This window comes from Streptomyces sp. LN549 (genome assembly GCF_043203805.1).
In the GTDB taxonomy this organism is placed as follows: Bacteria; Actinomycetota; Actinomycetes; order Streptomycetales; family Streptomycetaceae; genus Streptomyces.
Genome location: NZ_JAZHRI010000002.1, coordinates 6,493,194 through 6,507,105 on the forward strand (window position 1 = coordinate 6,493,194; position 13,912 = coordinate 6,507,105).

General features: G+C 72.4%; 9 protein-coding genes. 6 read left to right on the forward strand and 3 right to left on the reverse strand.

Annotation, left to right across the window (positions count from 1 at the left end; translation table 11 throughout):
• The first annotated feature begins 90 nt into the window (after nucleotides 1-90).
• The gene (locus SH922_RS29250) at nucleotides 91-1,062 is read left to right on the forward strand and encodes a thiamine-phosphate kinase (RefSeq protein ID WP_351003002.1); all 972 of its coding nucleotides are present in this window, start codon (nucleotides 91-93) and stop codon (nucleotides 1,060-1,062) included.
• 10 nt (nucleotides 1,063-1,072) lie between these two features.
• Nucleotides 1,073-1,882, forward strand: a complete 810-nt coding sequence (gene thiD, locus SH922_RS29255) for a bifunctional hydroxymethylpyrimidine kinase/phosphomethylpyrimidine kinase (protein WP_393061076.1) — start codon at nucleotides 1,073-1,075, stop codon at nucleotides 1,880-1,882.
• Between the two features lie 102 nt (nucleotides 1,883-1,984).
• Here thiD and rpmB read toward each other — a convergent pair whose 3' ends face one another.
• Complete coding sequence (rpmB, locus tag SH922_RS29260) at nucleotides 1,985-2,170, reverse strand: 50S ribosomal protein L28 (RefSeq protein WP_003965989.1); 186 nt, start codon at nucleotides 2,168-2,170, stop codon at nucleotides 1,985-1,987.
• 256 nt (nucleotides 2,171-2,426) lie between these two features.
• On the opposite strand from rpmB, the gene SH922_RS29265 reads away from it, so the two are divergent.
• A complete protein-coding gene (locus SH922_RS29265; RefSeq protein WP_393061078.1) occupies nucleotides 2,427-4,067 on the forward strand; it encodes a DAK2 domain-containing protein in 1,641 nt (546 codons plus the stop codon).
• A 110-nt stretch (nucleotides 4,068-4,177) separates the two neighbouring features.
• Here SH922_RS29265 and SH922_RS29270 read toward each other — a convergent pair whose 3' ends face one another.
• Nucleotides 4,178-7,120: a tetratricopeptide repeat protein gene (locus SH922_RS29270; protein ID WP_393061080.1), complete on the reverse strand. Its 2,943-nt coding sequence runs from the start codon at nucleotides 7,118-7,120 to the stop codon at nucleotides 4,178-4,180.
• Entirely contained in the window at nucleotides 7,117-8,997 is a 1,881-nt protein-coding gene (locus tag SH922_RS29275; protein ID WP_393061082.1) for an HSP90 family protein, read from the reverse strand. Before SH922_RS29275 ends, SH922_RS29270 begins: the two co-directional genes overlap by 4 nt.
• 172 nt (nucleotides 8,998-9,169) lie before the next feature.
• Between SH922_RS29275 and SH922_RS29280 the strand changes: the two genes are divergently transcribed.
• The 3 genes from SH922_RS29280 (at nucleotide 9,170) to coaD (ending at nucleotide 13,630) form a co-directional block, all read left to right on the forward strand.
• A complete protein-coding gene (locus SH922_RS29280) occupies nucleotides 9,170-12,412 on the forward strand; it encodes a helicase-related protein (protein ID WP_393061084.1) in 3,243 nt (1,080 codons plus the stop codon).
• A 127-nt stretch (nucleotides 12,413-12,539) separates the two neighbouring features.
• Nucleotides 12,540-13,124, forward strand: a complete 585-nt coding sequence (gene rsmD, locus SH922_RS29285) for a 16S rRNA (guanine(966)-N(2))-methyltransferase RsmD (RefSeq protein ID WP_393061086.1) — start codon at nucleotides 12,540-12,542, stop codon at nucleotides 13,122-13,124.
• 26 nt (nucleotides 13,125-13,150) lie between these two features.
• Entirely contained in the window at nucleotides 13,151-13,630 is a 480-nt protein-coding gene (gene coaD, locus SH922_RS29290) for a pantetheine-phosphate adenylyltransferase (RefSeq protein ID WP_393063723.1), read from the forward strand.
• The last annotated feature ends 282 nt before the right edge of the window (nucleotides 13,631-13,912 follow it).

Genomic DNA, 13,912 nt, shown 5'->3' on the forward strand with positions numbered 1-13,912 from the left:
CCCTGCCGGCGGCCGGTCCACGGTCCGGACGCCCGGCCGCTGAAGCAGGCCGGACACCCGTCCGGCCCCATAGATGAGAGGTGAGACTCGGTGAAGGGAACCGTGGGCGAGTTGGGGGAGTTCGGGCTCATCAGGGAGCTGACGTCCCGGCTCACCACCACTCCGGCGGTACGGCTGGGACCCGGCGACGACGCCGCGGTCATCACCGCCCCCGACCGCAGGGTCGTGGCCAGCACGGACATCCTGCTGGAGGGACGGCACTTCCGGCGTGACTGGTCGACGGCGTACGACGTCGGCCGCAAGGCGGCCGCACAGAACCTCGCCGACATCGCGGCCATGGGTGCCGTGCCCACCGCACTGCTCCTCGGCCTCGTCGTCCCCGCCGAACTCCCGGTCACCTGGGCCGGGGAGCTGATGGACGGCATCCGCGACGAGTGCCAGGTCGCGGGAGCGGCCGTGGTCGGCGGCGATGTGGTGCGCGGCGACACCATCACCGTCGCGATCACCGCGCTCGGCGATCTGCGCAACCACGAACCCGTCACCAGGGCGGGCGCCCAGCCCGGCGATGTCGTCGCCGTCACCGGCTGGCTCGGCTGGTCGGCTGCCGGGTACGCCGTCCTCTCTCGCGGCTTCCGCTCGCCCCGCGCCTTCGTGGAGGCACACCGCCGCCCCGAACCGCCGTACCACGCGGGCCCCGCGGCGGCCGGGCTCGGCGCCACCGCGATGACGGACGTCAGCGACGGGCTCGTCGCCGACCTCGGGCACATCGCCGAGGCCAGCAAGGTCCGCATCGACCTGCGCTCCGGGCTCATCGACATCCCGTCGCAGATGTCCGACATCGGGCAGGCCGTCGGCGTTGACCCGCTCCAGTGGGTGCTCACCGGCGGCGAGGACCACGCGATCGTCGCCACGTTCCCGTCCGACGTGAAGCTGCCGGCCCGCTGGAAGGTGATCGGCGAGGTCCTCAACCCCTCGGCGCTGCCGCAGGTGACGGTCGACGGGGCGCCCTGGACAGCCAAGAGCGGGTGGGACCACTTCGGCGACATCGAGGACGCCCAGTAGATTGCGGCGTATGCACATACCTTCCGCCGTACCGCCCCGAGTGCTCACCGTCGCCGGATCCGATTCCGGCGGCGGTGCGGGCATCCAGGCCGACCTGAAGACGATGCTGGCGCTCGGTGTGCACGGCATGAGCGTGCTGACCGCCGTCACCGCACAGAACTCCCTGGGCGTGCAGGGCGCCTGGGAGCTGCCCGCGGAGGCCGTACGCGCCCAGTACCGCAGCGTCGTGGACGACATCGGCGTGAACGCGGTCAAGACCGGCATGCTGGCGTCGGCACTGCTCGTCGAGACCGTCGCCGCACTCCTCGCCGGGACGGACGCCCCCGTCGTCGTCGACCCGGTCGGCGTCTCCAAGCACGGAGACCCGCTCCTGGCCGCCGAGGCGCTCGACTCGGTCCGCACGAAGCTGCTGCCCGTCGCGACCGTGGCGACCCCGAACCTCGACGAAGTGGCACAGCTCACCGGCCTCACGGTCACCGACGAGGCCGGAATGCGGCAGGCCGCGGCAGAACTGCTGGGATACGGGCCCCGCTGGGTGGTCATCAAGGGCGGACACCTGCCGGGCGAACCCGTCGACCTGCTCACGGACGGCAGCGAGGAGCACTGGCTGCGCGCCCCCCGCCACGACAACCGCCATACCCACGGAACGGGCTGCACCCTCGCCTCCGCCATCGCCTGCGGACTGGCCCTGGGCCAGGACGTGCCCACGGCGGTACGGGCCGCGAAGGCCTACGTCACCGGGGCGATCGCGGCGGGCTTCCCGCTGGGATCGGGGATCGGCCCGGTCGACCACGGGTGGCGGTTGCGGGACGCCCGCTGAGGGACCCGAGCCGCTTCCACCGCCGGAGCACAGCAAAAAGCCGGTCCACCGAGGTGGACCGGCTTTTTGGGCAACCGGTAGGGCTGCGCTACGACGGGAACGTCAGCGCGCGACCTTGCCGGCCTTGATGCACGAGGTGCAGACGTTGAGCCGCTTCGGCGTCCGCCCGACCACGGCACGCACGCGCTGGATGTTGGGATTCCAGCGACGGGACGTACGGCGGTGCGAGTGCGAAATGCTGTTGCCGAAGCTCGGCCCCTTGCCGCAAACGTCGCAGTTGGCAGCCACGGGTCACTCCAAAACTTCAGATGCACTTACAGTGAATTCCGGCACGCCGGATTCATTGACTGAAGTGGCGGTACCGGGGGGTGTTCCCGACTCTCGTCGGGCAACCGAAGCAGCATACAACGGCTGCGTCGGAGATACGAAACTACCATGGGTGCACAGCCGCCCGCCCCGCCCCTGGGCCTGTCCCGGCCGCCGGCCGGGACTACTCTGCGATGCAGCCCGCCGCCCCGGTACGCGTTTCGAGGAGGACCATCAGGTGCCGCAGACCGCCGACGACCTGGACGCCGTCGCGGTGCGTACCTGGTGCTCACTGGCCCTGGACGCGCTGGGCCGGGAGCGCGAGGCCATCGACGCGATCAACGTGTATCCCGTCGCCGACGGTGACACCGGAACCAATCTCTACCTGACCGTGGAATCCGCGGCGGCGGCCGTCGAGGCCGTCTTCGCCGCCCACGAGACCGGTACCTCGGTCCCCTCCACTGCCGACGCGGTACGCGCCATGGCGCACGGGGCGCTGATCGGGGCCCGCGGGAACTCCGGCACGATCCTGGCCCAGCTGTTGCGCGGCATGGCCGGGGTACTGGCCGAAGGAGCGGGCGCCGGCTCGCTGCGCGCCGCGCTGGCCAGGGCCGCGGCGGCGGCCCGCGAGGCGGTCGCCCACCCCGTCGAGGGCACGGTCCTGACCGTGGCCGCCGAGGCCGCCGCGGCCGCCGGGCGGGCGCCGGACGCCGCCGGAGCGACCGCGGTGGCGCAGGCGGCGTACGAAGGGGCGCGGACGGCCCTGGACGCGACCCCCGGACAGCTTGCCGTCCTCGGCCGCGCCGGGGTCGTCGACGCGGGCGGACGAGGACTGGTGGCGGTGCTCGGGGCTCTGGTCGAGGCGGTCTCGGGCCGGGCCCCGGAAGGGGGGCCCGTCTTGTCCACCGCACCGGCCGCTCCCGCTCCCGCTCCGGAGGCCGCCGCGGACTGCCCCGGCGACGACCCGCAGGACGGGCCGGCCTTCGAGGTCATCTACCTGCTGGAGGCCGGTGACGACGCCGTGGAGCGGCTGCGGGCCCGGCTCGACGGGCTGGGCGACTCCCTCGTGGTGGTCGGCGGCGACGGGCTGTGGAACGTCCATGTGCACGTCGACGACGCGGGAGCGGCGGTGGAGGCCGGTGTCGAGGCCGGGCGGCCGTACCGCATCCGGATCACCCACTTCGCCGCGGACCGCATCCACGCCCGCCCGGAACCGGCCCAGCGCGCGGTCGTCGTGGTCGTCCCGGGCGACGGCCTCGGCAGCCTGTGCGCCGAGGCCGGCGCGACGACGGTGCTCGCGCGGCCCGGTGAGCCCCCGGCCAGCGGCGAACTCGTCGACGCCATCCGGCGCGCGCACGCCCGCGAGGTGGTGCTCCTGCCCAACGACGGGGAGCTGCGGCACACCGCCGCGGCCGCCGCCGAACAGGCCCGGGCCGAGGGCATCCGGGTCGCCCTCATCCCCACCCGGGCCGCGGTCCAGGGCATCGCGGCCCTGGCCGTCCACGAACCGGACCGCAGCTTCGACGAGGACGTCGTCGCGATGACCGCGGCGGCCGGCGCCACCCGCTACGCCGAACTGGCCGTCGCCGAACGGCAGTCCTGGACCATGGCGGGCATCTGCCAGGCCGGCGACATCCTCGGCCTGGTCGACGGCGATGTGGCCGTCATCGGCGAGGACGTCCCCGAAACGGCCCGGAAGGTGCTGGACCGGATGCTGGCGGCGGGCGGCGAACTCGTCACCCTGGTCCTCGGCGAGGACGTCCCCGGTACCCTGGCCGACGCGCTGGAGGAACACGTGCGCGAGAGGTACCTGGCGGTGGACACGGTGGTCTACCGCGGCGGCCACCAGTGCGCTCCGCTGCTGATCGGGGTGGAGTAGCCCCCACGCGGCGAGCGGCCCGCCGCCCCGCAGGCGGGTCCTCGATCGCCGGACGGGCCTGGGTTCGGCGATCGATCGAGGAGGAGGCGCCGCGCCCGGGCGCCCCGGTGTCATGCCCCCGCAGCCGCCCCCGACCCCGCCGCATACGCCCGCACCGACTCCGCCTCCGAGCGGCGCGCGTCCACCGTCTCGTCCGTGCCCGCCGGCACCCCCTCGTACGCCGCGAGGACCTCCGCAGCCCGCCTCAGCGCCGCGTCCGCGCGGCCCAGGCTCGCCTCCAGCCAGGCGGCCGTCAGGTCGGCGGCCGTGAGCCGGTCGAGGTGACCGGGGCCGGCCTCGCGGAAGGCCGCCGACGCCCGGTCGGCGAACCCGATCGCCTCCTCGTACGCGACCCGCACCGGATCGTCCGCGGCCTCGCCCGGCTCGCCCTCGCACGCGTGGGCGAGCAGTTCGGCGGTCTGGTGGCAGGTGTCCGCGAGCTCCACCCGCAGCTGCGGGCCCTCGCACTCCCGTTCCGCCGCGGCCATGAACGCCCGCGCCGCTTCGAGCCCCGGCTGCCCCTCCCGGGCCGCGTTCCAGGCCCGGACCCGCAACGTCCGTACCAGCGCGGGAACGTCACCCAGCGCCCGCCACAACTCCCCGGCCCGCTCGTACGCCCGCTCCGCCTCCGAGGTCAGCTCGGCCCGGTACAGCGCCTGCCCGGCGAGCTGGGCGAGCATCGCGTGGTCGTGCTGCTCCGGCCAGCCGCGCGCGATGTCCGCCGCCCGCAGCCAGTACTCCGCCGCGGCCCGCGGCTCACCGAGCGTGGACAGCCCGTCGCCGAGCCACCACAGCGTCTGGACGACCATGCCGTCCCCGTGGTCCTCGGCCGAGACATCGGGCAGTACGGCCTCCAGCACGGCCGCCGCCTCCGCCGCGCGCCCCAGCCGAAGCAGCCAGCCGCCGAGCTGGTGCCGGGCGTGGACCCCCAGCGATTCGCTCTCGCCCGCCTCGTCCGCCCAGTGCGCGGCGTCGAGGGCGTGCTCCGTCGCCTCCGCGAACTGCCCCGTGGCGCCGAGCACTTCGGCCAGCTGGAGATGGAGCCGGGCCCGCCCGGGGGCCGCCAGCGACGTCCCGCCGTGCTCCAGCGCCGCCCGTGCGGCCCGTTCCGCCGTCCCGTGGTCGTCGAGGTGCGCGGCGAGCCGTGCGGTCCGGGACTCGTACTCGACGGCGTACCAGGGCAGTTCCGCCGCGTGGACCTCGGCGGCCGCTCGCGCGTACAGCTCCGCCGCCCCCGGACCGTCGCCGCGGTAGGCCGCGACGTCCGCGAGGAATCCCAGCGCCTCGGAGATGCGGGTGGCCACCTTGTCCCGCGCACGCAGGGGTTCGGCGAACGCGAGCACCTCGTGTGCCGCCCGCCCGAGAGCGTCGGCCGCCGCGTCCGTGGCCTCCTCGTCCGCGGCCCGGAACATCCGCTGCTGGAGGATCCGGGCCCGGCAGACCAGCACCCCGCTCGCCTGCCGGCCAGTGGCCCCGCCCTCCGCGTGCAGGGCGAGAGCCAGGTCCACGAGCGGGCCGATCTCCGTCAGCGCCGCGTCCGTGGCGCCGTCCTCCGTCGAATGCAGAAAGGAGCGCCTGGCATCCGCCGCGACGGCCTCGCCCCGGTCGCCGGCCGCCTCGTACAGCCGGGCGGCCGCCCCGAACGCCTCCGCCGCCTCCGCGGGCGGCAGCGAACCGTCCATCGCGCGATGGTCCGCCACGTTCGCCCGGTCGTGTGCGGTCAGTGCGTCCGCCTCCCCGGACTTCTCGGCCCGCTCGGCGACCGCCCGCCAGGCGGCCCCGGCGTCCGGATGCTGGGCGTCCGAGAGCCGGTGGGCCTCGGCCAGCAGTCCGGCCAGGTCCTGCGCGGGTTCCGCCGCAGCGGGCGCCGTCGCGGAAGCGCGCGGAGCGGACGGCGCCGCGAGCCGCACGGCCCGTACGCCCAGAGGCAGCCGGTCCAGCAGCGGCCTGCGCGCCAGACGTTCCCGCACCTGCTCACCCACGTAGCCGTTGCCGTTGCGTGCGTCGAAGCGGGCCGCGAGGGCGAGCGCCCGGGCCCTGGCCCCGACGGCCAGCGACGCGGCGGTCCAGTCCGTGCCGGCCGGGCCCGGTACGGACTGCGCGCCGTGTCCCAGCTCGGCCAACCGGCCCATCAGCACGGCGGTGACGGCCAGGAAGTCCATCAGACTGCCGGGGTTGCCGCTGTCGGTGAAGTACGCGGGCCGGTCCGCCAGGATCTCCAGCGCGCGCGGCTCGTTGCCGGTCAGCGCACAGAACTCGACGTGCAGCGCGACCGAGTACCGCATGCTCTCCATCGGCCGGACCATCCGGTACCCGCGCAGATGGTTGGCGCGGGCCTGCTCCGCACAGCCCGTCCGCAGGAGCGGCAGGAGCGAGGCGGCCAGCACGGCGTGCGGCTCGTGCGCGCACGTGTGCTCACCCTCCAGCACCGGCGCCCAGGCCGCCAGCGCCTCCTCGTCCAGCCCCCGCAGCGCCTGCCAGCTCCCCTGCTCGTGCAGCTCGCAGGCATGGCAGTTGGCCATCCGGTCCCGGTCCGCCGCCTGCCAGGCGGTGTACGCCCGCCCGGCCCGCTCGAGATCGCCCAGATGCCGGGCGATCTCCAGCTCGCCCTGGCGTACCGCCCGCTCGGAATGCCCCGCCAGCCGGTAGCGGTGCTCCATCTCGCCCTGCCACTTCTCGATGGAGGCGAGCGGGATGTGCGGCTGGTCGACCATGGAGCTGGAGACCCACTTGAACATCCAGAAGAGATGGTGGGTCATGAACGGGTCGAAGTCGCCCGGCCGTTCGTCCCACAGCCGCAGCAGCCGCGCGAACGGGACGAACATCTTGTCCTTCTCGGAGCTGTAGTTGTAGACCTGCAGCTGATGGACGAGCGCCTCGACCAGCAGGGCCGCGTCCCCGCTCTGCTCCGCCTCGGTCAGCAGCCGCTCCGCACGGGCGTTGCGCGCGGGCCCCTCCGGCTCCTCCTGGTTGTCCCGCAGGGCCTGGCGGATCGTCGCGGCATCGGCGCTCATCGGCCGTCCTCCTGAGGGTTCGCGGGGGAGTGCCCCGGGGCGGCGGGATGCGTGGCCCACTCCAGCAGGCCGAGGAATGCCCGGTTCAACAGCGCCGAGTCGGCCGGCCGCAGCGGCCGCTGCGCCATCAGCAGCGCCTGCCCGTACAGCGCCTCCGTCGCGGTCACCGCCAACTCCGGGCTGTCCAGCGAACTGATCCGGCGGATCAGCGGATTGAGATGGTTCAGTACGAGCCGGGCCCGCGGGGCACTGCCGCGCAGCGAGCCGAGAATGCCCGCCCACAGATCGTCCGCCTGCTCCTCGGCCTCGGCACGCGCCTGCTCGTGGCGGGCCGAACGGTCGTCCAGGTGCAGCGCCGGCACCGTCAGCGGGTGGAAGGCGCGCAGCACCACATCGCAGCCCAGCGGGTCCAGCCCGGCGCGCGCCGCCGTGAGGAACGCGCCGAGCGCCAGCTCCTCCTCCGGGGCGACGGAGTCCAGGTGCGCGGTGACCGTGTCGGCGTCCAGCTCCGCGACCACCGTCCCCGGCCGGGCCGAGGGCAGCCGCTCGACCAGCTCGGTGTCGTACGTGTAACCACCGTTGACCACCCCGATGCCCTGCGCCGAGGCGATCGGCGCGACCTGCCGGAACTCCTCCACGGTCCGGGTGAAGTGCACCACCGGATGACGCCGGGCGAACTCCTCCAGCGACAGCCGGCCGTCCGTCGTCTCGAACGGCAGCCACGGGAGCATCGTGCGCAGCATGGCGCTGTCGTGCCGGGCGAGCGACTTCACGCCCAGGTGGTGCACGGACAGGAACTGCGCCAGCCGCTCCGGATCGCCCGCTGCCAGCCCCGTGAGCCAGTCCCTGATCCGCTCGCCCAGGGCGTCCCGGACCGCGGCAAGGGTCTCGTCCGCGTACAGCGCCTCCCGTGAGGCCGTGGGCCGCAGACTGTCCGTGTCGATGACGCACCGTACGAAGAACGCCCACTCGGGCAGCAGCTCGTCCGCCCGGTCCGTCAGCAGCATGCCCTTCAGATGCACCCGGTGGCCCGCGCGTTGTGCCGGACTGACGGCGGACGGCAGGACATGGGCCACCCCGCGGATCCCGGCGAGCGGCAGACCGAGATCGATCGTGTCGAGCGGCGTGAAGCCGAACTGCTCGTGGCAGTGGCGCGCCAGCGCCACCCGCCGCCCCGCCGGACTCGTGTACGCGCGGTCCCACGGCGCCGGCAGACCGGTGACGGCCGCCTCGCCGACCCGTACGTCGTAGGGCAGCAGCGAGCCGAAATCCCGGGCCAGCGCGAGCACCCGCTCCTCGGACAGCCACTGGGCGCTGCCCGGGCGTGCCGTCAGATGCACGGTGGTGCCGGGCTCGGGGCGCTCGCTGTCGGGGAGCGTACGGACGGTGTACGAACCGTCGTCACGGGCGCACCACTCCACCGGCGGGGCATCGGGCGTCCGCGCGGAGCGGCTCACCACCCGGATCTCGGCCGCGACCACGAAGCAGGCCAGCAGCCCGATGCCGAACTGGCCGAGGAAGTCCGCACGCGCCGAGGCGAGCCCCTCCGCCCCGTCGCGCTTGGAGCTGCGGCCGATCGTGGCGAGCAGGCTGTGCACATCCGCCTCGGTCAGACCGATGCCGCTGTCCTCGACGCGCAGCCGGCCGCCCTCGGCGTGCAGCCGCACCAGAGCGGGCGCGTCCGGCTGCTCGGCACGCCGGGCGGTGATGGCGTCCACGGCGTTCTGCAGCAGCTCGCGCAGATAGACGCGGGGCGAGGAGTAGAGGTGATGGGAGAGGAGGTCGACCAGTCCGCGCAGATCCACCTGGAAGGTGTGCGGCTCCTGGGCGGCGGCGGACTCGGTGGACGCGGAATTCGCTGAGGTCTCAGATGTCATCGTCGCAGCGCCGGTGGGGGGACTTGCGACAGCGCGGGTCGGGCGATCCCCCGCGGGGTGATCGCGAACGAGAAGCGTGGGAGCCGATCCTAGAGTTGCGGGCACGATTCTGACCAGGAGTTTCGGGGGCCCGGTGGTGCCCATCGGACAACTGTCAGTGGCGTGGTGTGCAATGGATCGCGTGTCTGCGTTCGACGAACCCCTCAAGAAACTGCTCGGTGGCGCCACCGCGAAGGTGATGGCCGAGCACCTCGACCTGCACACGGTCGGTGATCTCCTGCATCACTACCCGCGGCGGTACGAGGAGCGCGGCCGGCTCACGGCGCTGACCGAGCTCCCGCTCGACGAGCACGTGACGGTCGTCGCCCAGGTCGCAGACGCCCGCGTGATGATGTTCAACGGCGGCCGGGGCAAGCGCCTCGAAGTGACGCTCACCGACGGCCACGGCCGGCTTCAGCTGGTCTTCTTCGGCCACGGTGTCCACAAGCCGCACAAGGAGCTGCTGCCGGGCCGGCGCGCCATGTTCGCCGGCAAGGTCTCCGTCTTCAACCGGAAGATGCAGCTGGCCCACCCCACGTACCAGCTCCTCGATGCGGAATCCGACGACGAGGCCGGTGCCACCGAGGCCGTGGACGCCTTCGCCGGCAGGCTGCTGCCGATCTACCCCGCCTGCAAGCAGCTCGACTCCTGGCGCATCGCCAAGGCGGTCGACGCGGTGCTGCCCAGCGCTCAGGAGGCCGTGGACCCGCTGCCGCCCGCGCTGCGTGAGGGCCGCGGCTTCACCGCACTGCCCGAGGCCCTCCTGAAGATCCACCGGCCGCAGACCAAGGCCGACGTCGCCGCGGCCCGGGACCGGCTGAAGTGGGACGAGGCCTTCGTCCTCCAGGTCGCCCTGGCCCGCCGCAGATACGCGGACACCCAGCTGCCGGCCGTCGCCCGCCGCCCCGTCCCGGGCGGACTCCTCGACGCCTTCGACGCCAAGCTGCCGTTCACCCTCACCGACGGCCAGGTCAAGGTCTCCAAGGAGATCTTCGACGACCTGGCGACCGAGCACCCGATGCACCGGCTGCTCCAGGGGGAAGTCGGCTCCGGGAAGGCGCAACCCCTCGATTCGCTCGTCCTGACGCCTGAGGGCTTCAGGAGGATGGGGGATGTCTCCGTGGGGGACCAGGTCGTGCTCCCCAGTGGGGAGATCAGCTTGGTCGACGGAGTCTTCCCTCAGGGCGAGCGGGACGTATGGCGTCTCGTACTCTCCGACGACACCTCCGTGGAATGCGATGACGAACATCTGTGGATCGTCGGAACAAGTTGCGGCTGGGATCGGGGACAGGCCCCGAAGGTCATGACGACTCGCGAGATCCGCGCGGATACGTTCCAGGCCAACGGTTCGTCGAAGTGGTACATCCCGGTGGCTACCCCGGTGGATCTGTCCGATGGCACGGAAGTGCCTCTCGACCCCTACCTGTTCGGTCTGCTGCTGGGAGACGGATCCTTCCGGTACAACCTGCGCTTTTCGACGGCCGACGAGGAGATTCTGGCTGCCGTGCGTACGGCTCTGGTTCCGGATTGTGCGGTCGCACCGGTTCCCGGCTCGCGCTACGACTACAGCATCGGGCTGGCGGGCCTCAGGGGTGGCACCCGACGGAACCCAGTGATCAGCGTGTTGCGTGAGCTCGGTCTCTGGGGGCTCACTTCGCACGACAAGTTCCTGCCCCTCGCTTTCAAGAACACATCGATCAAGAACCGTCTGGCGGTCTTGCAGGGGCTTATGGATACGGACGGGACAGTGGATGCCCAAGGCCTGAGCGTGTCGTTCTGTTCGGCCTCCAGGGCGCTGGCCGACGACGTGGCATGGCTGGTTCGCTCGCTGGGAGGACGGGCTCGAGTGCTGCCGAAGAAGGCCGCGTTCAACGTCTCGATCGCCTTGCCGGACGAGCACGTCCCGTTCCGGCTGGCCCGGAAGGCGCGTCGCATGCGTCCGAGGCCGAAGTGCAACACGTTCCGACGGGGCATCCGTGCGGTCGAGTACGTCGGGCGCAAGCCCGTGCAGTGCATCAGCGTCGACGACGCGAGTCATGCCTACGTGACTGATCACTTCACTGTGACGCACAACACCATGGTCGCGCTGCGCGCCATGCTGGGCACCGTCGACGCCGGCGGACAGGCCGCCATGCTCGCGCCCACCGAGGTCCTCGCCCAGCAGCACCACCGGTCCGTCACCGAGATGATGGGGGAGCTCGCCGAGGGCGGCATGCTCGGCGGGGCCGACCAGGGCACGAAGGTGGTGCTGCTCACCGGTTCGATGGGCATGGCAGCCCGCCGTCAGGCCCTGCTCGACCTGGTCACCGGCGAGGCCGGGATCGTCATCGGGACGCATGCGCTGATCGAGGACAAGGTGCAGTTCCACGACCTGGGGCTGGTCGTCGTCGACGAGCAGCACCGCTTCGGGGTGGAACAGCGCGACGCCCTGCGCTCCAAGGGGAAGCAGCCACCACATCTGCTCGTCATGACCGCCACGCCCATTCCCCGTACGGTCGCCATGACCGTCTTCGGCGACCTGGAGACCTCCGTCCTGGACCAGCTCCCGGCCGGCCGCTCGCCGATCGCCAGCCATGTCGTCCCGGCCAAGGACAAACCCCACTTCCTCAGCCGCGCCTGGGAACGGGTCCGCGAAGAGGTGGAGAACGGCCACCAGGCGTACGTGGTCTGCCCCCGCATCGGTGACGACGAGGACGACGCCGCCAAGAAGAAGGGGAAGAAGAAGGGCGCCGAGGAAAAGGAGAAGGAGGAGGGGGACAAGCGCCCTCCGCTCGCTGTCCTGGAGATCGCCGAGCAGCTCGCCAGGGGCCCGCTGACCGGTCTGCGCATCGAGGTGCTGCACGGCAGGATGCACCCCGACGACAAGGACGACGTGATGCGCCGCTTCGCGGCGGGCCAGGTCGACGTCCTGGTCGCCACCACCGTCATCGAGGTCGGGGTCAACGTCCCCAACGCCACCGCGATGGTGATCATGGACGCCGACCGGTTCGGCGTCTCCCAGCTCCACCAGTTGCGCGGCCGCGTGGGCCGCGGATCCGCTCCCGGGCTCTGCCTGCTGGTCAGCGAGGCCCACGAGGCGAGCCCCGCCCGCGCCCGGCTCTCCGCCGTCGCCGCCACCCTCGACGGCTTCGAGCTCTCCCGTATCGACCTGGAACAGCGGCGCGAGGGCGACGTCCTCGGCCAGGCCCAGTCCGGGGTCCGCTCCTCGCTCCGGGTGCTGAGCGTCATCGACGACGAGGAGGTCATCGCCGCCGCCCGCCAGGAGGCCGTCACGGTCGTGGCCGCCGACCCGGACCTGGAGCACCTGCCCGAGCTGCGCGTCGCCCTGGACGCACTGCTCGACAAGGACCGCGAGGAGTACCTCGACAAGGGGTGACGTACGGGGGCACGGGAGGGGGAGGGGCGGGCGGCCGGGGGAGCCCCGGCCGCCCCGACGCCATATCGTGGGTGGCACGGCGCCCGCAGCACCCTGCGCGCCGCCCCGACCCGAGGATCAGACACCCATGACCCGCGTGATCGCCGGCTCGGCCGGCGGACGCCGCCTGGCCGTCCCGCCCGGCACCGGCACCCGCCCCACCTCCGACCGCGCGCGCGAGGGCCTGTTCTCCACCTGGCAGGCGCTCCTCGGCACGCTCGACGGCATCCGGATCGCCGACCTCTACGCGGGCTCGGGAGCCGTCGGCCTCGAGGCACTCTCCCGCGGAGCGGTCCACGCACTGCTCGTCGAGGCCGATGCCGCAGCCGTCCGTACCGTCCGCGACAACGTCCGCACCCTGGGCCTGCCCGGTGCCGAGGTCCGGGCCGGCAAAGCCGAACAGACCGTGACAGGACCGGCGCCCGCGGACCCGTACGACGTGGTCTTCCTCGACCCTCCGTACGCCGTCACCGACGACGATCTTGGCGAGATACTGCTCACACTCCGTTCCCAGGGGTGGCTCACAGCCGATGCGCTCGTCACGGTGGAACGAAGCACCAGAGGCGGAGAATTCAGCTGGCCCAAGGGATTCGAGCCATTGCGGGCCCGTCGCTACGGCGAGGCAACGCTTTGGTACGGTCGCGCCGCCGCTACGTGCGAAGACGCACGATGACCGGACCGGAGAGCGAGGGAATCAAGTTGCGCCGCGCCGTCTGCCCGGGGTCGTTCGACCCCATCACCAACGGACATCTCGACATCATCGGCCGCGCCTCGAAGCTGTACGACGTCGTACATGTCGCGGTGATGATCAACCAGTCCAAGAAGGGCCTGTTCACGGTCGACGAGCGGATCGATCTGATCCGCCAGGTCACCGGCGACTTCGGCAACGTCCAGGTCGAGGCCTTCCACGGGCTGCTGGTCGACTTCTGCAAGCAGCGCGACATCCCGGCGATCGTGAAGGGCCTGCGGGCCGTCAGCGACTTCGACTACGAGCTTCAGATGGCCCAGATGAACAACGGGCTCTCGGGCGTCGAAACGCTCTTCGTGCCGACCAACCCGACCTACAGTTTCCTGTCGTCCTCCCTGGTCAAGGAGGTGGCGGCATGGGGCGGAGACGTCTCGCACCTGCTGCCGCCACTGGTCCACGAGGCACTGACCGAGCGCCTCTCTCAGCAGTGAGGCGCTGACAGTCCGTCACCAGGGCCTTCCGCTGGATCAGGACGGTCAGGGAGCGGGGTCCGGTGCCGTGCGTCGCAAGGCGGAGGATCGAGGCAACGCGAAGGGGGTGCCCCCATGCCTTCAGGGCTGTGGGGGAGTTGGTGATCGACGACAACGCGGCGAGGCGCGGTGCCGGGGCACGCGAGCCCGGCCCGATCCAGCGGAAGGCCCCGTAGGTGTCGGGCGGGCGCCGACTGGCCGTACAGTCGTCCCGTCCGTCTCCAATCGGCAGTAGAGAGTGGC

Excerpts from the sequence above, each read along its gene's own strand:
- SH922_RS29280 (WP_393061084.1), top strand. The coding sequence starts at position 9,170 with ATGGATCGCGTGTCTGCGTTCGACGAACCCCTCAAGAAACTGCTCGGT.
- thiD (WP_393061076.1), top strand. The coding sequence starts at position 1,073 with ATGCACATACCTTCCGCCGTACCGCCCCGAGTGCTCACCGTCGCCGGA.
- rsmD (WP_393061086.1), top strand. The coding sequence starts at position 12,540 with ATGACCCGCGTGATCGCCGGCTCGGCCGGCGGACGCCGCCTGGCCGTC.
- SH922_RS29275 (WP_393061082.1), bottom strand. The coding sequence starts at position 8,997 with ATGACATCTGAGACCTCAGCGAATTCCGCGTCCACCGAGTCCGCCGCC.
- SH922_RS29270 (WP_393061080.1), bottom strand. The coding sequence starts at position 7,120 with ATGAGCGCCGATGCCGCGACGATCCGCCAGGCCCTGCGGGACAACCAG.